This window comes from Kaistia soli DSM 19436 (assembly GCF_900129325.1).
Taxonomy (GTDB): Bacteria; Pseudomonadota; Alphaproteobacteria; order Rhizobiales; family Kaistiaceae; genus Kaistia; species Kaistia soli.
The window spans coordinates 273,812-299,148 of the sequence record NZ_FQUP01000004.1; the positions used below are offsets into that span (position 1 = coordinate 273,812).

The following is a 25,337-nucleotide window of genomic DNA, read 5'->3' on the forward strand; positions in this document are numbered from 1 at the left end:
TTCGCAAGCCCGCGCATGCGACCGTGATCATTCCTCGGGGTCGATCCGGATGCGAATTCCAGCCTCCAGCGCGCTTTCGACAGCCGCGCGACCAAGTCGCAGCGAGCGGAGATTGTCGCGTGCGGCATGGATCGGCGGCTCGCCGGTTTCGATGGCGACCAGCAGCGCGCCCATCGCACCCGCAAAGCCATCATTGAACCATGTCCCCTCCAGCCGCGGCCGCGCCACGCCGGCTTCGGTGAAGAGGCTGACCTGCTGGTGTCCAAGATCGGGACCTGAGCTGCGCAGCGTCCCCTTCGTGCCGATGATCACGGTCTCGTCCCTCGCGCCGAACTTTGTGGCACCGTCGAAGACCAGCGAGGCCTGACCGCCCTGGAAGGCCACCAGCGCCTCGGCCAGGAGCGGCGCCCGCGCCGCCTGATCCGCCGCCTGTGCCGACCGGGCGATGACGGAGGTCGCGCGGTCGCCGATGATCGAAACCAGGAAATCGAACCAGTGAATGCCGAAATCCTCAAGGATCAGCTGGTCGATCTGGTCGAACGGCGTGCCGGCGACCCATCCGTGATCCCACTGGATCGAAACATGCACCCCGGTGACGTCGCCGACATATCCGGCGGCCACCGCTGCGCGCATCCAGGCCATATGCGGCGCGAAGCGGCCGTTCTGGTTGACAGCGAGCTGAAGTCGGCGCGCCGCCGCGAGATCGGCGAGCTCTGCCCCAAGCGCCAGGCTGCGCACGAACGGCTTCTGCGACAGCACATGCTGCCCCGCCTCCAGCGCGCGGCGCATCAGCGGCGCGCGTCCCTCGGGATGCAGCGTGATGTCAAGCACGGCAATGTCCGGATTGCCGATCAGGTCATCGACGCGGTTCGTCGCCCGTGCGTGCGGAAAATGCTGGTCGCGCCGCATCATGGCCCGGTCGAGATGACGATCGGCAATCGCGACGACATTGAGACCGTAGCGGCGATAGGCCTCGAGATGGGCAAACGAGATGCCGCCAGCCCCGATCAGCCCGATCGGGATCGACCGATCGGCCGGCATTGGCGGCCGGTAGTCGAGGCTAGGCGCCGCGATTTCCGGCGCTTCTCGCGCCACCAGCGCGTAGGACTCCTCCGCCGGCAACTGGTCCGCGGTCATGGCAGCAGTTCCAGAGTCCGCCCTTCATCGGCGGAGCGGCGGGCCGTATCGACGATGCGCTGCCCGATGCGACTGAGCGCCGGCGACAGCGGCCCCTCGACATCGAGACCCGCGCGCCAGCGCGACAGCACATATTCAACCGGGCGGCGATGCGGCGCGACGAGGTCGTGCACCGGCATCGGGTGGATGGCGGGATGCTGACGCGTCTGCAGATGGACGTGATGCTCGAAGTCGTAACTCGACAGCGTTCCCTCGCTGCCGACGATGACGAAGCCGCATTTCGGCTGCGGCTGCATCACCCATGGGTCGGTGAAGGTTCCCCAGCGCGTCTCGAGCTTGGAGAGGCCCGTTTCGTATCGAAGAACGGTGATCGAATGCTCGTCGACCTCGAGCCCGGCGGGCCGGTCGACCGTGCTGGTGACGGAGAGCGGAGCGCGACCATTCATGAACCAGGTGCCGAGCGTCGCTCCGTAACCGAGATAGTCGAGCAGGCTGCCGCCGCCGCTGGCGCGCTTGTACCACCAGGAACCCGGCTTCTGCCGGTGCACCTCTGCGTCCGATACCTCGACCTTGTCGGCGAGGTGGTAGAGCGGACCGCGATTGCCGTCATAGAAATGCACCTCCAGCACATCGCCGATCGCGCCCTCGTCGATGAGGCGCTTGGCGGTGACATGCGGCGGATACCAAGCGAGCGGCCAGTTGATCGCGAGCCGCACGCCGGCAGCCTTCGTCGCCGCGATCATCCGGTCTGCGTCCTCCAGCGAGGCCGCGAAAGGCTTCTCGACCAGGATATCAGCGCCATAGGGTGCGACTGCTTCCACGGCCGCCGCGTGATCAGCCGTCGCCGGGCAGAGGATCACGAGATCGGGCCGCGTCCTGGCGAGGCAGGTGGCGACATCGGTAAAGACGCGATCGCGGCCAATGCCGAACGAGCCGATCGCCGCGCTCATGCGCTCGGGCTGGACGTCGCAGATCGCGGCGATCTCGGCATCTGGATGTTCGTCCACCTCGCGCAGCAGATCGCCCATATGCATGTGATCGAAATTGATGCCCGCGATCCGCCAGCGTCGTCCTGCCATGGTCCCCTCCCGATCGTCCGCCAGGTTGGTTCAGCGATCCTCGATGATGCGGAGATAGGCCGCCGTCACCAGCAGCACGATCAGCCCGAACAGGATCCGCCTCGCGCCTTCGGGCATCTGCAGGATGGTGAGGAGCGTCGTCAGCACGGTGAGGATCAACGCGCCGACGATCGTGCCCGTATAGCCGCCACGCCCGCCGAAGATCGAGGTTCCGCCGATGACCGCCGCCGCCACGGAGGGCAGCATCAAGGGGTCGGCGAGCGATAGCGACGGTGCCTTGATCAGCCCGACATAAAGCAGCCCGGCGATGCCCGAGAGCAGGCCGGACAGCACATAGAGCGCGGTGATGACCTGCCAGTAGGCGACGCCGGCGAGCCGCGCCGCGCGCTCATTGTCGCCGACTGCATAGAGCAGGCGGCCGAAGCCGGTCCGATTGAGCAGGAACAGGATGAAGCCCGCGACAGGGACGAAGAGCAGCAGCGCGTTCGGCACGCCATAGGTCAGCCCCGTCCCGAGCCAAGCGAGACCTGGGGGAACTGACGTCCCGGTCGCGATCACGGTGCGCTGATAGACCTGCAGGAAGCCGGAACCGATCAGGCTGGTGCCGAGCGTCATGATCAGCGGATGAACGCGGAAAACGCCGATGCCGATGCCGTTGGCAAGCCCGATCAGCACTGGCGGAACCAGGGCGATGGCGATCGCGACCGAGGGATCGTGATTGACGACCTGCGTCGCCATGATGAATGCCGCCATGGTAGCGGAGGTCGACACCGAGAGATCGATGCCGCCGGTCAGCATCGCCATGGTCTGGCAGCCGGCGAGGATCGCCAGCGGAATGGCGAACTTGATCGTGTTGGCGATCCAGCGCTCGTTGACGATGCCGGGGCGCAGTATCTGCAGCACGACGACCAGCAGCACGAGAAGCAGAATGAGCGGAATGAGCGGACGGTCGCTCATCAGTCGCCTGAGGCGTCGCCCGAACGGAACCGGCGCATCGGCAGTGAGAGAGTTGCTCATGGCGACCATCCTTTCATGAGCGGCGTCCTTTCATGGCGAGGAAGGCGCCAAGCATCACCACCACAACCATGATCACGCCCTCGATGATGGTCGTGACATTGGGGTCGAGCGCCATCAGCGTCAGGTCCGTGCGCACGAGGCGGAGCACGAAAACGGCGACGATGGGGCCCACTAACCCGCCGCGACCGCCGCCGAGTGTCACGCCGCCCAGCACCACCGCCGCGACGCTGGCCAGCAGATAGGGGCCGGGGATCGGCGCGCCGATGCCGGTGCTCATGGTGAGCGCCAGTCCGCCCATGGCGCCGAAAAGGCCGGAAAAGGCATAGGCGAGAATACGGGTCCGCGCGACCGGGACGCCGGAGCGGAACGCGGCGAGCTCGCTGGAGCCGATCGCATAGAGCGACAGGCCGAGCTTCGAGCGCTTCAGTGGGATCCAGACGATGCCGAGGCAAACGACGAGCAGCAGCAGCGCCTTCGGAAACCAGGCGGTGACCGCTTCTGGCAACAGCGGCAGCGGCACCGTGCCGACGACCATCGCCTTCAGCCATTCCGCCGCCGAGCCGCCGGGGGCATTGAGCACCAGCAGCGCAGCCCCCTGCAGGATGAAGAGCGTCGCCAGCGTTACGACGATGTCGGGAACGCGGGTGACGATGATCAGGATGCCGTTGATCGCGCCGAGCACGAAGCCGAGCAGAAGCACGAAGGGCACCACGAACAGCGCGAATTCCGGGCTGGCGCCGTTCATCATCGCTGCCGCCGTGACGCTGGTCAGCGCCATCATCGCCGCGACGGAGAGATCGATGCCGCCCGCGATGACCACGACGGTCTGCGCCGCAACCGCGAAGGCATAGGGCAGCACGGCGCGCGAGAGCGAGGCGAAATCGCCGGCGCCATAGCCCGGCTGGATGATCTTGGTCGCGACGAAAAGCAGCGCAAGCAGGACGAAGAGGCCGGCAACCCAGCCGCGGCGACGGAGGAAGCGGGTCACGGCGCGGCGGCTCCATCTTGCGTCCCAGCCAGCACCCCGGCAGGCGCGGCGTCGCGCGGCAGGCCATAGGCGGCCCGCGTCAACGCCGCCTCGTCGGCAAGTGCGACCGGCAAAACGTCGACGACCCGGCCACCGAAGATGACAATGGCGCGATCACAGACGAGCTGAACCTCCTCAAGCTCCGAGGTGTAGTAGAGGACCGAGTGGCCCTGCCCCGCGAGTTCGCGCATCAGTTGATAGATCTGCCGCTTGGTGCCGACATCGATGCCGCGCGTCGGGTCGAAACAGAGGATCGTGCGCGCCCCGGCCGCCACCCAGCGGGCGATCGTGACCTTTTGCTGGTTGCCGCCCGAGAGCCGCTGGACCTCGCGCTGCGCGCGGGTATCGATCTGCAGCCGCTCGATGGCCTTCAGAACGGTCTGCTGCTCGCGGCGCATGTCGATCGGCCCCCAATTGCGCAGCCGCGCACTGAAGGGCAGCGCGATATTCTCGCGCACGGAACGATGGCCGAGCAGCGCCTCGCTGCGATCGCCCGGCACATAGGCAATGCCAGCCTGGATCGCGTCGGCAGGATGGGCGAACGCAACGCGCGCGCCATCGACCAGCACCTCGCCGCCACTGGGCCGGATCGAACCGGAGAGCACAGCGAAGAGTTCGTCCTGTCCCTGCCCTTCGAGCGCCACCACGCCAGCGACTTCACCATTGGCGAGATCGAATGAGACATCGTTGAGCTTGGTGCCGACCTGGAGGTGGCGGACGGCCAGCCGCGCCGGCCCGGCCGCGATCGGGGACGCGCCCGTTGTGGCAGCCGCCCGGATCCTCGTCTTCTCGACCTTCGCCCCCAGCATCAGCTCGACGATCCGCTCCTCGATGCGGGGCACGATGTCGACAACCCCGACCGTCTCGCCGTCGCGCAATATGGTCGCGCGATCGCACAGCGCCTGAATCTCGATGAAGCGGTGGGAGATAAAGATGACCGAGCGGCCGCTGCGGCTCTGCCGCTTGACGACATCGAGCACCCGCTCGGCCAGATTGGCCGGCAGAGCGGCGGTCATCTCGTCGAGCAGCAGCACGTCCGGCTCGATAGCGAGCGCGCGTGCGAGATCGAGAACCCGAAGCACGGCGAGCGGAATGTCGCGCGCGGTCTCGGAGAGATCGAGATCGGGGACGCCGAGTTCCTCGACAAAGGCCCGGAACGGCTCGACTGGCGTATCGGTGAGACGGAGATTGGCAAGGACATCGAGATCGGGGATCAGCGATGGTTCCTGATAGACCGAGACCAGCCCGGCGCGCCGCGCCTCGGCCGGCGAACGAACGGTATGTTCGCGACCCCGGATGCGAATGCTGCCCGCGCTCGGCCGCACTGCGCCGGTCAGGATCTTGACCAGTGTCGACTTGCCGGCGCCGTTGGCGCCCATCAGCGCATGCACCTCGCCCGGCAGGACCGAAAGCGAAGCATCGCGGAGCGCCGCGACGGCGCCATAATGCTTGGCGACGCCAGTGGCGATGAGGATCGGATCGGTCGTCACAGGCTTGCCGCGGCTCTTGCTGGTCGGATCGACTAAAGGGTGATGGAGCGCCGGCAAACCGGCGCTCCACGTCTCATCTCCGGGCGCGCTATTCGCCGGGGCCCTTGCAGGCGACGATCTGTTCCTTCGTGTAGTCGGTCCAGCCTGGGATCGAGATGGAGACAGGCCATTCCGGCGAGAGAGAAGGATCGGCCGCCGCCTTGAGCTTGGCCTTGCCCTCTTCAGTCGCGTTTTCCCAAAGCTGAGGATCGACCAGCACGGTCTGTGTCGCCGGCTTCTTGCCATCGAGGATCTGCAGCGCCAGCGTGACGCCGGCCGCCCCGATCGAGCCCGGATTGGTCACGGCGGCGCCGGTGAAGTTCGGCACCGTGTTGAGCTGGCCGACAAAGCCGGCATTGTCAGCGCCGACGACCGGGACCAGTGGCGTCTGAGACTCGACCAGCGCGTCGACGATCACATTGTCGATGCCGGAGGTCCAGATGCCGTTGAACGGCGTGCCGGTGGCGATGAAGTCGAGGATCTGCTGCTTGCCCTGATCCTGTTGCCAGCCGGTGAACACCTCATGCACGACCTTGACGTCGGGGAACTCGGCCAGCGCCTTCTTGAAGCCCTTGTCGCGGTCGCTATCGGCCGAAGCGCCGGCGGCGCCGCGCATATAGACGACGTCGCCCTTGCCGCCTATCTGCTGGAACAGCCATTTGGCGCCGAGATAGGCGTACTGCTCCTGGTTGTTGGAAACGACATAGGCCGACGGCTCCGTCACGGCCTGGTCGACGGCAACGACAACGATGCCCTTGTCGGTCGCTTCCTTGAGGGCTGCATTGACGCCCGAGGGATCGGCCGGGTTGACGACGATGGCGTTGACGCCGGCGCTGATCAGATTGCGGATATCCTCGGACTGTCCGGCCGCATCCGTGTTGCGATGGGCGATGTTGAGCTTCGCGACCTTGCCGGAGGCGAGCGCCTCGGCCTTGATCGCGCAGATCATTTCCTCGCGCCAGCCATTGCCCTGCACGGTGTTGGAAACACCGATCGTATAAGTGCCCTGCGCCCAGGATCCGGCGACCGAGGCGAGAAGCGCGGCGCCGGCCAAAAGTCCGGTCCGCAATGCATGTGTCTTCGTCATGAACGATTCCTCCACTGTTGTGTCGTTTCGACTTGGTCTTTTCACGGACCGGGTCGGTCTTGTTGCTCTTGTCGGCCCGATCACTGTCGCCTGCCGCCGGTCATTTGACCAGCGGGCTTAGAACGTCTCGTGCGAGCAGGAACCCGCGCTTGACCTTCTCGTCGCTGCCCTCGAACTGCCGGTCCTCATGCTCGATCACGATCGGCCCGTCATAGCCGGCGCGATAGAGGCCGGAGAAGAACCCCGGCCAGTCGACCTCGCCGAGCCCCGGCATGCGCGGCACCTGCCAGCCGATGCCAGCCGACAGCACGCCGTTCTCATAAAGACCGTCGCGATCGATCATCAGGTCCTTGGCATGCACATGCGCCATATGCGGGCCGAACTCCCGGATGAAGCGCGCCTGGTCGATCATCTGCCAGACGAGATGCGAGGGATCGAAATTCATCCCGATCTCGCCGCGAAATTCCTCGATGATCCGCCGCCAGATCCGCGGCGCATAGGCGATGTTATGCCCGCCCGGCCATTCGTCATGGCTGAAGATCATCGGGCAGTTCTCAATAGCGAGCCGCACGCCATGATCGCGCGCATGGGCGACGATTTGCGGCCAGACGGCGAGCGCATCCTCCCAGTTGGCGTCGACCGACTTGGCCGCATCGCCGCCGAGGAATGTGTTGACCAGCGGTACGCCGATGCGCCCGGCGGCTTCAATGACCGTCTTCAGATGCTCGATGACGGCTTGGCGATGGGCGGGATCCGGGTGCAGCGGGTTCGGATAATAGCCGAGCGCCGAGATCGTAACGCCCTTCTCGCCGAGCGCCGCGATGAGCTCTTTCCCTTCCGAGGCCGTGATGGCGGCGACGTCGATATGTGCCGTGCCGGCATAGCGGCGGGTCGGGCCAGAACTCTTGGGCCAGCAGGCGACTTCCAGCACGCTGAAGCCGCTTTTACCGGCCCAATCGGCGACATCGACCAGGGACAGATCCGGAAAGGGTGCGGTCAGAAATCCGAGCTTCATATCTTCAGTTCCTCCACCATCATGCGCCCTCCAACTCCCCCTGCCCCATGACGCGGCGGACATGCTGCATCGGATCGTCCGCCAGCAGCCCACCGAGATGACCCGTCACCGCCGTGCGAAACCGCGCATCGGCGGCGAGAGCCGGTGCGAAAATCGCGTCGATCGCGACGATGCCTTCGACGAGGCGCGCGGGGTCCGAACCGATGCGATCGGCGATCGCCGCGACGCGGCCGGCATAAGGGTCGTCGGCTGACCAGGCGCGACCGAACCGATCCGAAGCGCGGACGAGATAGGCCATCCATCCGGCCACCGCGAGCGCGAGAAGATCGATGCCCGCACCCGCCGCGAGGCGGTCGCGGATCGGATTCAGCAGGCGCTGGACGATCTTCTGCGAGCCGTCGGTGGCGATCTGGTGATTGCGATGCCGGATCGCCGTATTGCGGAGCCGCGCAAGGCTCTGCTCGACATAGACCTCTGGGACGATCCCCGGTACCGGCGCCAATGTCGGGAGGCTTTCCTCGAGCAGCATCCGTCGCGCGAAATGCGCAAGCAGCGGGTCGGCCATGTCGTCGAAGGTGTGCTCATGGCCAGCGAGGACGCCGAGATAGCAAAGTGCGGTCTGTGCGCCGTTGAGGATTCGCATCTTCAGATGCTCGAATGCCGTGACGTCGTCGACAAAGGCCGCACCAACACGGTCATAGGGCGGGAACGGCCCAGCAAAGCGGTTCTCGATCACCCATTGCCGGAACGGCTCGCCGACCACGACAGCCCTGTCCCGATAGCCGAACTGGTTCTCGACAAAGGCATAATCCGCCTCGGATGTCGCCGGAGCGATCCGGTCGACCATCGTGCCGGGGAAGGCGACATTGGCCTCGATCCAGCCCGCGATCCCGCCGCCGCGCCGCGCCGCCAGCTCCCGAACGACAGCGCCGAGAATGTCCCCATTCGCCGGGATGTTGTCGCAGCTGACCACGGTCACCGGCCGGCCGTGGCTCTGCATGCGCAGTTCCAGCGCGCGCAGGATCAGTCCCGGCAGGCTGGTCGGCGCCTCCGGATGTGCGAGGTCATGGACGATCTCCGGCCGAGATGCGTCGAGGGCGCCGGTCGCGGGGGTGTGGCAATAGCCCTTCTCGGTCACCGTCATTGTAATGACGTCGATCTCAGACGCGGACAGGACGGCAAGCGCTGGTGCCGCGCTGTCCTGGCTGTCGACAACCGAGACGATGCTGCCGATCACCCGCGCCGCGACGCTCTGATCCTCCCGGATCAGCCGCGTATAGAGCCCACCCTGACGGCCGAGCGTCTCGCCGAGCTCCGGCGGGCGAATATTGATGCCGGTGATGCCCCAGCGCGTGGAACCGCCAGCCAGAACATCGTCGGTGAATTCGGCCTGATGGGCGCGATGGAAGGCGCCGACGCCGATATGGGCAATACCCGGCGTCACGGCAGCACGGTCATAGGCTGGCCGTGCCACGCTGTCCGGCAAGCGCGCCAGCAGTGCCGGCCGCAACGCCTCGGCTGCGCTCATAGCAGCCTCCCGACCCAAGCCAAAGCGGCTGCGCTCCGGAACCGCCTAAGCGTTCCGCGCCCCTTGAAATGCACGACTCTCCTCCCAGAGAACGCAATTTCTATTTTCTAGAATATGGAACGATAATTTCCGGCCGTCAACCGCCTTGCCGGCGGCCGGCGCTTCGCCGCGCGGCGACGCCGTGCACCAGCGCCATGCCGACCGAAAGCGATGCGGCGAGCGATCGAAAACCGGCAAAATCCGACTCGATGACCTCGATCCAGCGCCTGGATAGAGGGATCAACGGCGAGAACGTGCTGTCGGTGATGGTCACGATCTGCGCCTCGCGCTCATGTGCAACCGCGACGAGGTCGGGCGTGATCGAATTGTAGGGACTGAAGCTGACCGCCAGCAGCGCGTCGCCCCGGCCGATGCAGCCGATCTGGTCGAAGGCCGTCGAGCCGACATTGTCGACGAGCACATTGCGTACGCCCTGCTGCGACAGCGTCAGCGACAGATAGGCCGTGACCGGGAACGCACGCTTGCTGCCGACGAGATAGATGAGGTCCGCGCCGGCGAGCACATCGATCATCGCTTCGAACGAAGCGACGTCGAAGCTTTCGCCGATCCGGTCGAGCGAAGCGCGGGCGGCCGCGACGATCCCACCGAGAAAATGCAGCTCGGCGCGGGTTTCGGCCTTAGGGGATGGCTCGGCCCGCCCGCGCGCCTCCGGCCACGAGCCCTTCACATGGTCCTTGAACAGGCCCTGCAGATCGGAGAAGCCGGCAAAGCCGAACGTCTTGGCGAAGCGCACCAGCGTCGACGGCTGCACGCCCGCCTGCTCAGCGACCTGAACGATCGTACCAAGCGCGACATCGTCGGGATGCTGCCACAGGAAGATGGCCACCTGGCGCAGCCGTTTCGGAAAATGCACCGTACCGGAGGCGAGGACGGCGCGCAGTTCCTCATAGGTTCGCGGCCTGGTGTAGCCGAGTGCCGATTTGCGGCCCGGAGCCTCGCCGTCGGTCTCGTCGAGGGTCGGCTGTGACGAAGCTGGGCCCTCGCCCGCCTTCGCGCCGGCTTCCTTGCGATCCGCCATGCGATCTCTCCTTTCGGCCGAAGGATCGGCCTGGGCGAGCCCAAAATGATCGCGACACGATCATTTCGCAATCTGCAAAATGGAAATCCTCTTCGAAATTTCGGCGGCCCCGGCTATCCTTCCCCAAACAGACACGAGGGAGGTTGAACATGGTCTACGCCACCGCAGATGGCTCTGAGCGGGATCGGCTTCGCGTCGGCATGGTCGGCGGCGGGCGGGGCGCCTTCATTGGTGCGGTCCATCGGCTCGCCATGCGGCTCAATGACAGGATCGCGCTCGTCGCCGGCGCGCTCTCCTCTGACCCGGTCAACGCCACCGCCTCGGCCGCCGAACTCGGCATTGCGCCGGACCGCGCCTATGCCGACTACCGCGCCATGGCGTCGGCCGAGGCGGCCCGGCCCGACGGCATCGAGGCCGTCGTGATCGTCACGCCAAACCATCTGCACGCGCCCATCGCCACCGCCTTCCTCGAAGCCGGCATCGACATCATTTGCGACAAGCCGCTGTCGACGACGATGGCCGAGGCGGAAGCGCTGGTCGCGCTGACGGCCGCCCGCAAGCGCAAGTTCATAGTGACTCTCAACAATACCGGCTATGCGATGGTCCGCCAGGCGCGCGAGATGGTGGCGGCAGGCGAACTCGGCGAGATCGTTGCCATCCACGCCGCCTATATCCAGGACTGGCTGACGCTGCCGATCGATGCCGAGGGCCAGAAGCAGGCCGAATGGCGCACCGATCCGTCGCGGGCGGGCGAATCCGCCGTCCTCGCCGATATCGGCGTGCACGCCTTCAATCTCGCCGCCTTCATCTCAGGACGGCAAGCCGAATCCGTCTCCGCCGATCTGTTCACCGCGGTGCCAGGCCGGCGCCTGGACGACAACGCCCATCTGCTGGTCCGCTGGGTGGATGGCGCGCGCGGCACGCTGATCGCGAGCCAGACCTCGCCCGGTCACTACAACGATCTCTCCGTGCGCATCCATGGCTCGAAGGCCAGCCTCGAATGGCGCGGCACGGCGCCGGAAGAGCTCCGCCATGCTCGCTATGGCGAGGAAGCGCGGACCATCATTCGCGGCGGTTTCGGGTCGGCAGGCGAGGCGCAGCGCGTCTCGCGCATGCCGGCCGCCCATCCCGAGGGCTATATCGAGGCCTTCGCAAACCTCTATCGCGATGCAGCCGAGATCATCCGCGCCCATCGGGATGAGGTGGAGCTCGCGGCCGGCCGCGCCGCCTTCGTGCCGGACGTCGTCGATGGCGCCCGCGGCGTCAAATTCGTCGCCGCCGCGGTCGCTTCGGCCAAAAACGGCGGCGCCTGGACGCCGGCCGCCTTCGACCAAACCTGAACGCATGCCGCCGTCTGGACGGCTTAACGCGCCATCCTCCAGCCATGTCCTCGACGAGGCCGAGCCGTCAACAGCGTCCCACTTCGATTTCTCCGCCAGTGGCAACGCTCAGCGTGACAACGATCTGCGGTTGACGACGGCAAATGCCGACACGAGATCGTTGTCGTCGGCGCGCCAGGCGGCCTGATAGGCCGTCCTGACCGCCGCGAGCCAAGCGAGGCCCGCGACGTCGCCGGCGCCGCGATAGGAGGTGAACTGCTCCCGTGTCGTGCCGGCGATCCGTGCGAATTTGCGGGCAGCGGTCGGCGCGGCAGTGAGCCCTGCCTCGGTCTCCGCAGGCGTCGGCGGGCCCGCCTTGCCGTTGGTGACGCCAGGAACAACCGCCGTCACACCATCGCGGAAGGCGAACTGGTTGGGGACGCCGTCGCCATCCATATCCTCCAGCACGATGCCGGCCACCGGAAACTGCGCCCCGCTCTGGTCACGGATCTGGCGGGCAAGTTTTCGCGCGCAGAAGATCAGATCATTGGTGCGGGCCGCGCGACAGGCGGAAGCAATCCATCGTGACAGTTGCGCGTCATCGGCATCGAGCAGGACCACCTGGGCCGGACGGCTGGCACCTCTGACGCTGTAGGTGCACAATCTGGTCGGATATCCTGACCATCCGGGTACGGCATGGTCAACGCAGGCACCTTCCATATAGCGTCCGAAGTCAAAACCCCTCAATGCGCCGCGCACCGTGTCGACATCCCCGGCCACGGCATGCCCCGCAGTGAGGAAAAAGGCTGCGACGGCGATCGTGCGAAGTCCGATCATGTTGTCCACCTGACGTTCAACGGCTGTTGGCCGCAAGGAAGCCTGCCGCCTTCGCCGCGCCCTCGCGGGCCGCGACCTCCGCCGCCGTCTGGCTCAACAGGGGGCGTGGCCTCGTTTTCGGAAAGACGACATAGGTAACGCCGGCTGCGATACCGATGCCTGAGCCACCGCGCAGTCTCTTGCAGGGATGTTCGTCCTGACGGGCGCATTGCGGATTGCCGAGATCGGCTTGAGTCCGCATCGAGGCCTCGCCGATCCGGAACCACGGGCCGGAGTCGCCGACCACGCCGAACGAGCATTTGTCACCCTTGATTGCGATGGCAAGATCCCCCGGCCCGATGCCGGTGTCGCGTTGGAACGAAATCTGCCGGTCAGGCGTCCTTTGCGGGACGACAATGAACGGGATTTCCTCCGCGTTGGCGAAGATGAACTCCGAGCCGCGATCGAAATTCAGCCAGGTTTGCACCTGGTTCGGCCAGCCCGAGCCGCCGATGACTGGTGAGCCGTCTGCATCGACCGACGCCTTGGCGGTGAACACAACGGTGCCGTCGCCCCATGTCTTGAGCGCAGCGAGGTTGTTCGGGTCCGTCGAGCATTTGAGCCGACGTCCGTTATAGGTCGGCAACGACCGGCCACCGAAGAGGTTCGTCCGGTCGCAGTCGGCATAGAGCTGCCTGAACGTCTCGCCGCCGCTGTTCGCCGCCACCAGTTCTCTGCCACCCGAAAGCGACGGCAGCCCCGCGACGAGGCGGCGGCACACCGCCTCGGGATCGGCGCCGGTTGCGCCCGTGGTCATCGGATCGACGGCAATGGCCGCCGGAGCCGCGTCGGCGTGCTGCGCGATTGCGGCCTGGACGGAAACGAGGGCCGCCGCGAAGGCCGCCATGTCGAATTTCTGGGGATCATCATGCGCGTCGCTGAGGCCCTCGTCGATGGCGGCATGAAAAGCCGGCACCAGCCAATTGCCCCGGCGCGCGCTCGCCACAGTATAGAGAAGCGCCAGCCGCTCATATTGAACCGGCGTGAAGCCGGGGTCGGGCGCGTCGGCGTCGATCAATGCGCGGCCAATGCGGATGGTCTTGCGCGGCTGCAGCAATTCGATATGCAGGAACAATCCCTTGGATGGCGTGCCGACCACCCGGCTCTCCAGCTTGGTGGCCCGCATCGGCACAGCGAAGCTGTTGGGCGCCTTCAGCGTGCCAATCCGGCCGACAAAGACATGCGCAGCCGTGCTGGAGATGGTGTCGACGGCGCGATCCTCGGGCCAGGGATCGGCCTGCGAAAGCGTCGGCGCGGACGTATCATGGATGACGAAATAGCGCGCCTGCGGCGCGCGGACATCGCCCGCACGCGCATGCGACAACGGATCGGCGAGCGGTCCGCCGACCTCCGTCTCGGTGATATTGCTGCGCGCCAGATAGGCTGCGATATCGGTCTTCGAAAGCGTCGCGGGCTGGCCGATCAGTCCCGCCAGCGATGCCGGAAGCACGGCCGGCGCCGGAGAGACTGCGCCGAGGCGACCAACCTTGCGCAGCAGGCACGCGGCCTGCTGGCTGTCGGTCCCCTGAAACGAAAGTGTCGCGGTATCGAAATGACATTTGCCGACGTTTGCGGCGACGGACGGGACCGGGCAGAGCCCTGCCGCGACCGCTCCGGCTAGAAGCAGCTGTCGCATGGCATTCCCCCAAAAGGGAGGCGCCGCCCCTCGCCCCGTTGCGAGACGTCACGGTACCTCGCGACGCCGATCATGGCATATCCGCAAAGTCCCGCAATAGACGAAATGCCACCACGGCCACCGCCTTGAGTATCTTCGTCGTGACCCCAGTGTCGACGGGAAGGACTATCCCGCCGTGATCTTTCTGGAGCGGCGCGCAGTCCGCAGTCGTTCTTCAGTCGGATCAGTTATCGCTAGACTATCGCTGGAAATTCCGGCCGTGCGCCGGGCAAAATTGCTAAGGAACGCAAAGGAATGTCGCCGCGGGCTTAAATCGTCGCCCGCGGCATGCCGCTCATTCAGCGCGCGGCCCAGAGCAGGCCGCGCCGCACGATCGTCTTCATCTCTGGTACTTCGAACTCGCTCGCGACATGGCCGAGCGAGGAATAGAACACGCGTCCCTCGCCATAACGCCGCTTCCAGACCACCGGCATTACAGTGCCGTCGATCCAGGACGCATGGTCGCCGTTGAACGTTGTCGTCGCGAGCACCTCGTTCGAGGGATCGACATGCATGTAGTACTGCTCGGAGCGATAGGGGAAACGCTTCGGAATGCCTTCCATGATCGGATCATCGGGCTTCACCACGTCGACATGGTAGTCGATGATGTTGCCGGGATGAGCGACCCACTGGCCGCCGACCATGAACTGGTATTCGGTCGCATCCCGGAACGCGTCGCCCATGCCGCCATGATAGCCGCCGAGGCCGACGCCGCCCTTGATCGCGCGGGTGAGGTTCTCGAGCTCTTCCTTCTCGATCTTCGACATGGTGAAGATCGGGACGATCAGCGAAAGATCGGCAATCGAAGGATCCGCGAAGGCTTCGGTCGTGTTTTCCACATAGACCTTGAAACCCTCCTCCTCCAGCATTCCCGAAATCACCTTGGCGCCCTGCTCGGGCTCGTGCCCGCTCCAGCCGCCCCAGACGATCAGTGCCTCGCGCATGGTCTTGTCCTTCCTGTCCGAATCCGTCATCCGAAAATTCCGGGGCCGACCGGCAGCGGTGCAGGCCGCTCCGGCCGGGTCGTCATGGCGATGTGCCGACCCTCGTCCGAGGAGCGCTGGAACGCCTCCATCACCTCGAGCACATGGAACGCCAGATCGCCGCTCGCACGATGCGGCCGGCCGGTGCGGATCGCATCCGCCATGTCCGCGACGCCGATGACGCGGAAATTGCCGTCCGCATAGGCATGCTCGGTCGGAACCGCTTTCCAGTCATCCGACGCCGTCGCCAGCATGATCTCGCCGCCAAAATGGTTCGGATCGGGCACCAGCAGCGAGGCGTCCGAGCCATAGAGTTCGATCGGGCTGTGACGATGGCGCGGCACGTCGAAGCTCATGGCGATCGAGACCACGGCACCCGAAACGAACTTCATCGTACCGGCGACATGGGTCGCGACCTCGACGGGGATCTTCGTGCCCTTCAGCGGCTCAGAGGTCACGAGGCGCTCGTCGCGCAGCTTGGTGGCGACGCCCGCGACGCTCTCGACGGGCCCCAGAAGATTGACGAGGCTCGTCACATAATAGGGGCCCATGTCGAGCATTGGCCCGCCGCCATCGAGATAATAGAAGGCGGGATTGGGATGCCAGCGCTCATGGCCAGGGCACATGAAGAACGCTGTGCCGCCGAGCGGCGTTCCGATGGCGCCCTCATCGACCAGCTTGCGCGAGGTCTGCTGGGCGCCGCCGAAGAAGGTGTCGGGAGCTGCGCCGATGCGAACGCCCTTGGCCTTGGCGGCCTCGACCAGCGTCTTCGCCTCGGCCGTGGCGATGCCGAGCGGCTTTTCGGAATGGACATGCTTGCCGGCGGCGACAGCCCGAAGGCCGACCTCGACATGTGCCTTGGGAATGGTGAGATTGACGATAATCTCGATCGACGGATCAGCCAGCATTGCGTCGATCGACATGGCCGTCAGGCCGAATTCCGACGCACGGGCTTCTGCCGCCGCGCTGTTGAGATCGGCGACGCCCCGCACATCGAGCAGCGGAAAGCCGCGCGCCGCCTTGAGATAGGCGGCGCTGATATTGCCGCAGCCGATGAAGCCGATCCCGACCCGATCCGTCATATCCTATTCCTCCCTCACAAATTCTATCGGCCGGCCGCTCTATCGATGCGGCGCAGGCCCGGTCGTTCCCCAGGGCGCGCCATAGAGATCACGCAGCGTCATCGCCGCCGCTCCCCGCGCCCAGATATCCTCAGTCCATTCATGCACCACCAGATCGGCGACATCGGCAAGGCTCGGCGGCAGCAGCGCCGCCACCGTCTCGCGTAGCGGGCCGACCAGCGCATCGCCGGCAGCAAGCGCCGGCCCGGCCAGGATCACCTTCGGCGGCGCGAACAGGACGATCAGATTGGCAATGGCGAAGCCAAGCGCCTCGCCGGCCGCGCGCAGCAGCGCAACGATCGCCGGATCGCCGGCCTTGGCGCGTTCCAGCACTTTTTCCATGCCGCGGCCGAGGCGGAAGGCATGCTCATGCTCGGTCCCCGCGAGCGCAGCACGCGCATCGGAGAGAAGGCTCTCTTCCGACGCGATCGACGCGAGCCGGACAAGGCCGTTGCCGTTTGGCGGCCGCGCGAGAAGGTCGCCGAGATCCGGGCCGAGCCCGTTGGCGCCACGAAACAGCTCACCCTTGTGAAGAATGCCGAGTCCGAGGCCGAGCTCGACCGAAACCACGAGGAAATCATCGAGACCCCGCGCCTGTCCGAACCAGTGCTCGGCCAGCGTCACCAGATTGACGTCGCTGTCGATGGTCGCGACCACGCCGTCCAGCCGCCGCGTCAGCTCGGCCGCCAGCGGAATGTCGCGCTCGCCGAACAGCGGGCTGGCGCGGCAGATGCCGGCGCCGCGCTCGACGACGCCGGGAAGCCCGACACAGACGCCCGAAATCTGGCTGAGTTCGAGGCCAGCATCGGCGACGCAGCGGCGGATGCCGTCCTCGATGAGGTCGACCGCCACCGGGACCGCATGACGTCCGACGCGCACGGGAAGCGTCAGGCTCGCGCGGACATCGGCACGAAAATTGGTCGTCGCGATCGTAATGCGGTCGGGTGCGATGCGAGCCCCTACGACATGGGCGGCGTCAGGATTGAGGTCGAGCAGTACCCGCGGCCGCCCCCGCGCGGCATCGCGGATGCCGCCGAGCTGTTGCGTGATCACGAGGCCGTCATCGAGCAGAGCGCCTGTGATCGCCGAAACGGTCGTCGCCGACAGATCCGTCCGGTCGCAGATCTCGACACGCGCAATCGGCCCGAAACGACGAATCGCGTCCATCACATGGAAGCGATTGATCGCACGCATCAATTCGGGATCGGCGGTTTTCATCGGGCGGGTGTCATTTAATCCGGGTCAGGCAGTTATTCTCATCCCGCCACGAACGTGTCAACGGCGCATTGCCTTGTTGCAGGGCAGCATTTTGCACCTCCCCTTGACAGCTTGCGGCAAACCAGCACAGATTTAATCCGCATCATTTATTTAAGTGACGCCCGGGTTGAGGAGCCCGGCCAGTCTGGGAGGACCTGCATGAAGCTCAAGAGCCTTTTGGGCGCGTCCGTCGCGCTTGCCATCTCGGCGTCGTCGGCAATGGCCGACGTGACCGTGAAGTGGATGCATCTGAATACCGATCCCGGCATCGGCGCGGCCTGGGACGAAATCGTCAAGAACTACGAGGCGGCGCATCCCGGCGTGAAGATCGAGATGCAGTTCCTCGAGAACGAAGCGTTCAAGGCCAAGCTGCCGACGCTGTTGCAGTCGAACGATCCGCCACATCTGTTCTACACCTGGGGCGGCGGCGTTCTGGCCGCCCAGGCGGCGACTGGCGCGATCAAGGACGTTACCGAGGCGATGGATGCCGACGGCGGCAAGCTGAAGGCCGTCTACAGCCCGGCGCTGGTGAACGGCCTCACCGTCGACGGCAAGATCTACGCCGTCCCCTACCAGACGGGTCTCGTCAGCTTCTATTACAACAAGAAGCTGTTCGAAAAGGCCGGCGTCGATGCCGCTTCGATCAAGACCTGGGACGATTTCCTGGCCGCGGTGAAGAAGCTCAAGGACGCGGGCATCACGCCGATCGCCGGTGGTGGCGGCGACAAGTGGCCGATCCATTTCTACTGGGGCTATCTCGCCATGCGCGAGGGCGGCAAGGCAGCGTTCGACGCGGCCAAGGCCAGCGAGGGTGACGGCTTCAAGTCTGAAGCGTTCGTCAAGGCCGGCGCGGATCTCGCGGCGCTCGGCAAGCTCGAGCCGTTCCAGCAGGGCTATCTCGGCACCAAGTGGCCGGTTCCGGTCGGCATGTTCGCCGATGGCAAGGCGGCGATGCTGCTCGGCTTCGACTCGACGGCCGTCCAGCAGCACACGCTCGCTGCGGATGGCAAGGGTCTCGACGAGAACGATATCGGCATGTTCCCCTTCCCGACCGTTGCGGGTGGCGCGGGCCAGCTGACCGACACGATGGGCGGCATCAATGGCTGGGTTCTGACCAAGAACGCCCCGCCTGAGGCGCTCGACTTCGCGGCTTTCCTGACCAACAAGGAAAACCAGACGATGATGGCGGGCAAGAACCTCATCATCCCGGCTGCGGTCGGCGCCGGCTCTGCGATCGAGCAGCCGCTGGTCAAGTCCGCCGCCGAGCAGCTTGCGGCCTCGACCTGGCACCAGAACTTCCTCGACCAGGATCTCGGTCCGGCGGTTGGTCGCGTCGTCAACGATGTCTCGGTTGAGATCGTTTCGGGCCAGATGTCGCCCGAAGATGCGGCGCAGCAGATCCAGGACGCCTGGGCGCTGGACCACTGACGGGCACACCGTCCTCGCGGGCGCCGCGCCTTCGGGTCCGGCGCCCCTTCTCCCCTCATGTGGAGGTGGCGCCTCGATGAGCTCCGCAATCAGTGCCGTATCGACCGGGCGGCGCATGGGCATCCAGGGCAAACTGCCCGTTCTGATCCTGTTCCTGCCACCCGCCCTTTTGCTGTTCACGCTCTTCGTGATCCTGCCGATGGGCGAGGCAGCGTGGTATTCGTTCTATGACTGGAACGGCTACGGCATTCCGGAGAAGTTCATCGGGTTCAAGAATTTCGAGACGCTGTGGCGCACCTCCGCCTTCGCGACGGCGCTCGGCAACAATTTCCTGATCATTCTCGTCTCCATCGTGATCCAGCTGCCGCTTGCGCTCTGGCTCGCGACGATGGTCTCCAATCGCATTCCAGGCGCAGTTGTCTTCCGCCTGATCTTCTTCATGCCCTATGTGCTGGCCGACGTTGCGGCGGGCCTTATCTGGCGCTTCGTCTATGATGGCGATTATGGTCTCTTCGCCGCCATCGCCAGCATGTTCAACGTCGCCGCGCCCTATGTTCTGGCCGATCGTCACCTTGCAATCTACGCCGTGCTCGCGGTGATCGTCTGGAAGTATTTCGGCTTCCACATGATGCTGTTCATCGCCGGACTGCAGAACATCGATAAGAGCTACTATGAGGCCGCCGAGATTGACGGGGCTTCGCGCTGGCAGCGCTTCCGCAATATTACATTGCCGCTGCTTGCCCCGACGATCCGCCTTTCGGTGTTCTTCTCGGTTGTCGGCTCGCTGCAGCTCTTCGACATGATCATGCCGCTGACCGGGGGCGGGCCATCGAACTCGACCCAGACAATGGTGACGTTTCTTTACTCCTACGGCATCACGCGCATGAAGGTCGGCTTCGGCAGCGCCATTGGCGTCGTGCTCTTCATCATCTGCGTGACTCTGGCCTTCGGCTACAGACGGATCTTCATGCGCAATGACTGACCGGACCCTCGCCCCCGCCGCGCCGAGCGCTCTCGGCGAGCCTGTGACCAAGCCCGCGCGCCGTGGCTCGGCCTTCTCGGCCCACCGGATGAGCTTCGTTACCTGGCTCTATCTCTATGTCAGCCTGTTCTTCGTGGCGGCCATCGTGCTGCTGCCGCTGATCACCACGGCGCTCGGCGGCTTCAAGACGCTCGGCGACCTGCGCGTCCATCCCTTCGGCCTGCCGGGCGAATGGCAGTGGGCCAACTATACGGACATCCTGCTGAGCGGCCGCTATTGGCAGATGCTCGGAAACTCATTCCTGATCGCCACGCTGACAGTGGCGCTGACGCTGGCCGTCGCCGCAATGGCCGCGTTCACCTTCGCGCATGTCACGTTTTTCGGATCGAGCTTCCTGCTCAACTACTTCCTGATCGGGCTGATGTTCCCGGTCGCAACGGCGATCCTGCCGCTGTTCATCCGCATCCGAGATCTCGGACTGCTCGATACCTATTGGGGCGTTGTGCTGCCGCAGGTCGCGTTCGGGCTCGGCATGAGCATCCTGCTGTTCCGCCGCTTCTTCCAGAACGTTCCGAAGGAGCTTTTCGACGCGGCCTTCGTCGATGGCTGCGGCTATCTAGGTTACTTCTGGCACATCACGCTGCCGCTCTCGCGGCCGATCCTCGCCACCGTCGGCATCGTCTCGTTCGTCGGCAGCTGGAACAGCTATCTGCTGCCGCTGATCCTGCTCAATTCCGACGCGAAGTATCCGTGGCCGCTCGGCATCATGGTCTATCAGGGCGAGTATTCGAGCGACTGGCAGCTCATCCTGGCCTTCATCACTCTGACGATCCTGCCGACGATCATCGTGTTCTTCGCGGCGCAGAAGCACATTGTCGCCGGCCTGACGGCCGGCGCGGTCAAGGGCTGACCGGCGTTCCTCAGCCGAGCAGGAGATCGTCGCGGACGCGGAGCGCCCGCGCGAGACAACGCAGGACGGCGGGTGACGTTTCATAACGCCGCTCAGCGCGCGCGATCTGCGTAATCGCGACGCCGGAGCGATCCGCAAGCTCGATCTGGCTGAGACCGCGCCACTCGCGGAGCACCTTCACGGGCGCTTCGCCGCCAGAAACCTTGGCTTCGACATGCGGCGGCAGCGCCCCGATATCGCGGGGACCGAGATTGCCCATATCGCGGACGGTCTGACCCTGGATGGACATAAGGCGTTCCTCCCTCGCTGTGTGCATTGAAGGAGAATGACCGAAGCCGCGTGCGGTTCCTTATTCCATATCAATCATTCGCGCCCGCTACATGCCGGATCACCCGGTGCAAGGCCCAACGCTCTGGACCATCGGCGGGCCCTGTGTTGACTGGGGAGGGCCGTGATTCGGATCGGGGGCGACACGACATGCGAGCGACAAAGCGCTTGACGCAGCTTGGCGCCGCTGTTGCGGCGCTTCTGGGCCTATCACCACCTGACATGGCGTCGGCGCAATCACAGTGGGATGCGACGATCTCCAATACGAACTGGTATGTCCCGGTGCCGCAACTGCTGGCCTATGGGTCCTCCAGTACCAGCTTCGCGAACCCCATCCCGCTGGGTGACCAGACCTTGTGGACACTTGGAACGGCCACCAATGGCGCCTTCACCGGCGCGTCGTCGGCGCAGCTGTCTCTGGGAAAAGCAATCACCACCTCGAGTCTGGCGATGTCCGGGCAAGTCGCGCCAGACGGGTCCGTCGTCATCGTATTCAGCAACCCTGACGGCTCGGACCCCGTCGTCGGTCTCGGCCAGATGAAGACGGTCGACGGCGAGCCGGCAATGCTCATGCAGATGATTACCGGGTCGGAACTGCTGGTCTCGCACTGGGCCTATATGCTGACTTACGACCCCGCGACATTCACGCCGCCTGCCCCACAGGCCATACCGGTCACTTTGTCGTCGTTCCAGTGGACGTGGACGGCAGGAACGCCCTGGCGGATTGTGGATCCCGCGCTTTTCGGGAGTAAAGCGCCGGGAACCTTCGTCATCACCAACTACACCAACGGCTATTTCTGGGGCAAAGGCATCGGCCCCGATGGCGATGCCGGTGTGACCTACACCCTGCTCGGCTCCATCACCCCGGATGGCAAGGTGCTGTACAACACGCTTCTCGATGGCAATCTCTCGAGCCTCTATGGCGACATCGAGGGTGACGCCTCAGCCGCCGAAATGATCCTGTCCGGCTATGGCGTCAACGGCGTGGATGCGATCCCATCCGCCTTCCTGTCGCTCGTTCGGCCCTATGCCGACACGGTGGCGGCAGCCGGCCTTACCGCGGCTGTGCCCGCCGCCCGGACGCTGTATGAGGTCGCGGGAACCGAGGCCGGCCTCACCGGCCCGCTGTCGCCGGCCATCCTCACGCTTAACGATCTCTCCGGCGCAGCTCTGGTCGCGGCCGTCGGCGAAACACTGCCCGTGCTTGCCGGTGCCGGCCCGCGCATCACCGCCGACAACCAGCGCATGCTGCAGCAGATCATCGCCGACCGGCTCGGCGGGATCGCCGGCGGCGCGGGGGATACGGCGCGCATGGGATCGTGGAATGCGTGGCTGCGTCCGCTTGGAGGCGGGCTCGCCCAATCAGGCCGCGACGGCGTTCCGGGCTACAGTGCGAGCACCGGCGGTGTGGCGATTGGATTCGATAAGTCTGTCGCCGCAGGCGTCTCGCTCGGCTCGGCCTTCGCCTATTCGCGTTCCAACGCTTCCGGCGACGCGGTCGATGCACCCGGCAGTCTCTCCATCGACAGCTACGTGTTCGGCCTCTATGGCAGCATGGCGCTGACGCCGTCGCTCGGTCTCGACCTGCAATTGAACGCCGGCATCAACGACAACAGCGCCACCCGCGCCATCAGCTTCATGGGCAGCACGGCCTCAGCCGATTATTCGGGATACACGTTCGAGGCCGGCATGCGGCTGAAGCAGCGCATCGACCTGTCGCCAAAGCTCGTCGTGACGCCCGCCCTCACCGCCAGCTATCTCCATGTCGCCGATGATGCCTATTCCGAGACAGGTGCGGACGGCCTCAACCTCCACGTTGCCTATCAAGCCTATGATGAGCTGCCCGTCGGGGCGGAGGTCGCACTAAGCTATGCGATCGCAACTGACATAGCGATCAACGCACATGGCGGCCTGACCTATAACCCGCTCGATACGGGGACGGCGATCACCGCGAGCTACGAAGGCGGAGGCGACGCCTTCTTGACCGAGGGCGACGATGTCTCGCGCTGGCTCATTTCCGCAGGCCTCGGGCTCGTCGGCCAGCCACGACCGGGATCGAGCCTCGGTCTCTACTATGACATGCAGGCCAGCCCGACCGGCTTTCTCAGCCAGGCCGGCTCGGTGGCGCTGCAGTTGAGCTTCTAGGATCGTCTCAGGCGCGGCTCGCCTGGCACGTCGATGCGGTGCGGCGGGTGCAGCAGGATGCCGCCCGACGTATCGCGGCCGATCTCGTGGATATAGAAATAAGTGGGCTCTTCGTCGGTGGCGTTCATGACCGGCGACGGCGCCGAAACCACGACGAGGCCGCCGCTTCGGCCGATCCAGTCGATATGGCGATGTCCGTGCATCGCAATGGCGGTTCGCGATATTCCCTGCAGCCGTCGCGTGAACCACGAGCCATTGACCAGCGCCGTACCAATCCGCTCCGACAGCGCCTTGGCAGCACGCGGATATTCGACGACATGATGGTGCAGCGCCACGATCCAGATCGCGTCCGGCGTCTCGGCGACGAGCCGCGCCATGGCGGCTTCCTGCTCGCGAGGCACGAAGCCGAGCGCGTTGGTGAAGGAGAAATGCGTCTCGGCGTTTGAATTCAGCATCAGGACGCCGAGCCCGCCCGTTGCCTCGGGCGGCAGCACCATCGGAAAAGCGGCTGCGAAGACGCTGCCGAGCTTCGCGCCGAGCCGCAGGGTGCCGGTGTCGGCGAAGGTTGCGATCTCCGAGGCATGAGGCGCAAGCGCTGCGGAGAGCGTCTGCCCGCGCATCCCCGTTGCAGTATCGACGACATGCACCCGGTCCCCCTGCAGCGCATCGAGCGCCGCCAGCAGCCGCATCTGGCGCAGCCGCTTGTTCGGGCTCATCGGCAGATCGAGACGTGCCGGGTTCGCGCGGTCGACAACATTCAGATCATGATTGCCAGGAATGCCGACCATCTTCCCGGCGAGTTCGGGGAATGCCGCGATAGCGTCGAAGAACTCCGCCCATTCGGCAGCGCGGCCCGCATCGGTCAGGTCGCCGCTGATCAGGATGAGATCGAGGCCCTCGGCCTTGTCGAACGCGTCGAGCGCGACGAGAAGCTGCGTCAGCCGGCCATTGCCGCGCGGGCCGGAGCGGCCGCTCTCGATGCGGAAGCCGTAGCGCTCACCGACGATATGGATGTCTGAAAGATGGGCGACGCGCCAGGTCCGGCCGCCTGGAACCTTGGGGGCGAAGGCGCCGAGATCACGCGGCTGGTCCATGGTCGCGTCCGCGACACCCCAGACGAGCGCCGCAACGGCCACATAGCAGCCGATGAGCACGATACAGTTGAAGAGCCCCGCCAATGCCAGACGGCCCGGCTCGGCAAGATCGCCGAGCGTTCCCGTCCAATGGGTATGCGGAAGGGCGAGCACGACGAACAGCATCGAGAGCCCGCAGACGAGCAACCCCGCCGCCGCGGCCGAGACGGCGCGAATGCGGTCGCGCCGGTCATCGCTCGTTGTCTCGGGCAGGTTGCGCTCGGCCAAATGGCGCAGCCCCTCGCGGGCAAGGGCATAGCCGGGCTGTACGGCCAGCGCGTTCAGCGACCAGAAATTCGCTTCGACGAGACGCAGGAATGGCCGGCCGCCGAACCATGCGGCCGCCACAAGCGCGGCCGCCACCACGAGTGGGATCAGGCCGTTGAAGAGGCGCTCCGCCGACGTCGAGGCGGCGCTGACCCAGATCGAGACCATCAGCGGTCCCAGCCCCAGCACGATCACCGGCAGCGCGACGAGGCTGACCCAGGCCGCGATGAGCTTCGGCAGGCTGATCTCGGCGAGCAGGCTGCCGGCCAGCGATGTCAGCGTGCGCCGCTTGGTGCTGGAGGCATCGTCCTCGATATCGCCACGGCGGGGGTCGAGGATCGGGAACACGCGATGACTCCGGCTGGTCGAGAACGCCGACAATCAGCTGGCAGGCGCGCCGAAGCAAGGGGTGCACCG

The 25,337-nt window shown here is 65.5% G+C and carries 21 protein-coding genes; 5 read left to right on the forward strand and 16 right to left on the reverse strand.

What is annotated here, in order from left to right:
• Positions 1 to 27: 27 nt before the first annotated feature.
• The 9 genes from BUB39_RS18020 to BUB39_RS18060 all read right to left on the reverse strand — a co-directional run bounded on the left by BUB39_RS18020 (position 28) and on the right by BUB39_RS18060 (position 10,497).
• Positions 28 to 1,137: a Gfo/Idh/MocA family protein gene (locus BUB39_RS18020; RefSeq protein ID WP_073056183.1), complete on the reverse strand. Its 1,110-nt coding sequence runs from the start codon at positions 1,135 to 1,137 to the stop codon at positions 28 to 30.
• On the reverse strand, positions 1,134 to 2,216 hold the full coding sequence (locus tag BUB39_RS18025; RefSeq protein ID WP_073056185.1) for a Gfo/Idh/MocA family protein: 1,083 nt from the start codon (positions 2,214 to 2,216) through the stop codon (positions 1,134 to 1,136). Before BUB39_RS18025 ends, BUB39_RS18020 begins: the two co-directional genes overlap by 4 nt.
• 30 nt (positions 2,217 to 2,246) lie before the next feature.
• Entirely contained in the window at positions 2,247 to 3,233 is a 987-nt protein-coding gene (locus BUB39_RS18030; protein ID WP_073056871.1) for an ABC transporter permease, read from the reverse strand.
• Positions 3,234 to 3,246: 13 nt separating this feature from the next.
• Entirely contained in the window at positions 3,247 to 4,221 is a 975-nt protein-coding gene (locus BUB39_RS18035) for an ABC transporter permease (RefSeq protein WP_073056187.1), read from the reverse strand.
• Complete coding sequence (locus BUB39_RS18040) at positions 4,218 to 5,750, reverse strand: sugar ABC transporter ATP-binding protein (protein ID WP_073056874.1); 1,533 nt, start codon at positions 5,748 to 5,750, stop codon at positions 4,218 to 4,220. Before BUB39_RS18040 ends, BUB39_RS18035 begins: the two co-directional genes overlap by 4 nt.
• 88 nt (positions 5,751 to 5,838) lie before the next feature.
• Positions 5,839 to 6,876, reverse strand: coding sequence for an ABC transporter substrate-binding protein (locus BUB39_RS18045; protein WP_073056876.1), 1,038 nt, complete (start codon positions 6,874 to 6,876; stop codon positions 5,839 to 5,841).
• Between the two features lie 100 nt (positions 6,877 to 6,976).
• Positions 6,977 to 7,891 carry a sugar phosphate isomerase/epimerase family protein gene (locus BUB39_RS18050; protein WP_073056190.1) on the reverse strand — a complete coding sequence of 305 codons (915 nt, stop codon included), beginning with the start codon at positions 7,889 to 7,891 and terminating at the stop codon, positions 6,977 to 6,979.
• A 19-nt stretch (positions 7,892 to 7,910) separates the two neighbouring features.
• The gene (locus tag BUB39_RS18055; RefSeq protein ID WP_073056192.1) at positions 7,911 to 9,419 is read right to left on the reverse strand and encodes a mannitol dehydrogenase family protein; all 1,509 of its coding nucleotides are present in this window, start codon (positions 9,417 to 9,419) and stop codon (positions 7,911 to 7,913) included.
• A gap of 136 nt (positions 9,420 to 9,555) precedes the next feature.
• The gene (locus tag BUB39_RS18060) at positions 9,556 to 10,497 is read right to left on the reverse strand and encodes a MurR/RpiR family transcriptional regulator (protein WP_073056194.1); all 942 of its coding nucleotides are present in this window, start codon (positions 10,495 to 10,497) and stop codon (positions 9,556 to 9,558) included.
• A 149-nt stretch (positions 10,498 to 10,646) separates the two neighbouring features.
• On the opposite strand from BUB39_RS18060, the gene BUB39_RS18065 reads away from it, so the two are divergent.
• Positions 10,647 to 11,837, forward strand: a complete 1,191-nt coding sequence (locus BUB39_RS18065) for a Gfo/Idh/MocA family protein (RefSeq protein WP_073056196.1) — start codon at positions 10,647 to 10,649, stop codon at positions 11,835 to 11,837.
• Between the two features lie 108 nt (positions 11,838 to 11,945).
• On the opposite strand, the gene BUB39_RS18070 is transcribed toward BUB39_RS18065, so the two are convergent.
• The 5 genes from BUB39_RS18070 to BUB39_RS18090 all read right to left on the reverse strand — a co-directional run bounded on the left by BUB39_RS18070 (position 11,946) and on the right by BUB39_RS18090 (position 17,689).
• Entirely contained in the window at positions 11,946 to 12,653 is a 708-nt protein-coding gene (locus BUB39_RS18070) for a hypothetical protein (protein ID WP_139251530.1), read from the reverse strand.
• Between the two features lie 16 nt (positions 12,654 to 12,669).
• Positions 12,670 to 14,328 (reverse strand): glycoside hydrolase family 75 protein, encoded by a 1,659-nt coding sequence (locus BUB39_RS18075; RefSeq protein ID WP_073056201.1) that lies wholly within the window; start codon positions 14,326 to 14,328, stop codon positions 12,670 to 12,672.
• Between the two features lie 338 nt (positions 14,329 to 14,666).
• Complete coding sequence (locus BUB39_RS18080) at positions 14,667 to 15,311, reverse strand: ThuA domain-containing protein (protein ID WP_073056879.1); 645 nt, start codon at positions 15,309 to 15,311, stop codon at positions 14,667 to 14,669.
• 26 nt (positions 15,312 to 15,337) lie between these two features.
• A complete protein-coding gene (locus BUB39_RS18085) occupies positions 15,338 to 16,432 on the reverse strand; it encodes a Gfo/Idh/MocA family protein (protein ID WP_073056204.1) in 1,095 nt (364 codons plus the stop codon).
• Positions 16,433 to 16,471: 39 nt separating this feature from the next.
• A complete protein-coding gene (locus tag BUB39_RS18090) occupies positions 16,472 to 17,689 on the reverse strand; it encodes an ROK family transcriptional regulator (protein ID WP_073056206.1) in 1,218 nt (405 codons plus the stop codon).
• Positions 17,690 to 17,887: 198 nt separating this feature from the next.
• Here BUB39_RS18090 and BUB39_RS18095 point away from each other — a divergent pair, with 198 nt between their 5' ends.
• The 3 genes from BUB39_RS18095 (at position 17,888) to BUB39_RS18105 (ending at position 21,048) form a co-directional block, all read left to right on the forward strand.
• A complete protein-coding gene (locus BUB39_RS18095) occupies positions 17,888 to 19,156 on the forward strand; it encodes an ABC transporter substrate-binding protein (RefSeq protein WP_073056208.1) in 1,269 nt (422 codons plus the stop codon).
• Between the two features lie 76 nt (positions 19,157 to 19,232).
• Positions 19,233 to 20,138 carry a carbohydrate ABC transporter permease gene (locus BUB39_RS18100; protein WP_073056210.1) on the forward strand — a complete coding sequence of 302 codons (906 nt, stop codon included), beginning with the start codon at positions 19,233 to 19,235 and terminating at the stop codon, positions 20,136 to 20,138.
• A gap of 88 nt (positions 20,139 to 20,226) precedes the next feature.
• On the forward strand, positions 20,227 to 21,048 hold the full coding sequence (locus BUB39_RS18105; protein ID WP_073056880.1) for a carbohydrate ABC transporter permease: 822 nt from the start codon (positions 20,227 to 20,229) through the stop codon (positions 21,046 to 21,048).
• A 10-nt stretch (positions 21,049 to 21,058) separates the two neighbouring features.
• On the opposite strand, the gene BUB39_RS18110 is transcribed toward BUB39_RS18105, so the two are convergent.
• On the reverse strand, positions 21,059 to 21,337 hold the full coding sequence (locus BUB39_RS18110) for a helix-turn-helix domain-containing protein (protein ID WP_073056212.1): 279 nt from the start codon (positions 21,335 to 21,337) through the stop codon (positions 21,059 to 21,061).
• 188 nt (positions 21,338 to 21,525) lie between these two features.
• On the opposite strand from BUB39_RS18110, the gene BUB39_RS18115 reads away from it, so the two are divergent.
• Positions 21,526 to 23,520, forward strand: a complete 1,995-nt coding sequence (locus BUB39_RS18115) for an autotransporter family protein (RefSeq protein ID WP_073056222.1) — start codon at positions 21,526 to 21,528, stop codon at positions 23,518 to 23,520.
• Here the strand turns inward: BUB39_RS18115 and BUB39_RS18120 are convergent.
• On the reverse strand, positions 23,517 to 25,268 hold the full coding sequence (locus BUB39_RS18120; RefSeq protein WP_073056224.1) for a metallophosphoesterase family protein: 1,752 nt from the start codon (positions 25,266 to 25,268) through the stop codon (positions 23,517 to 23,519). The two genes, BUB39_RS18115 and BUB39_RS18120, sit on opposite strands and share 4 nt — an antisense overlap.
• Positions 25,269 to 25,337 lie beyond the last annotated feature (69 nt).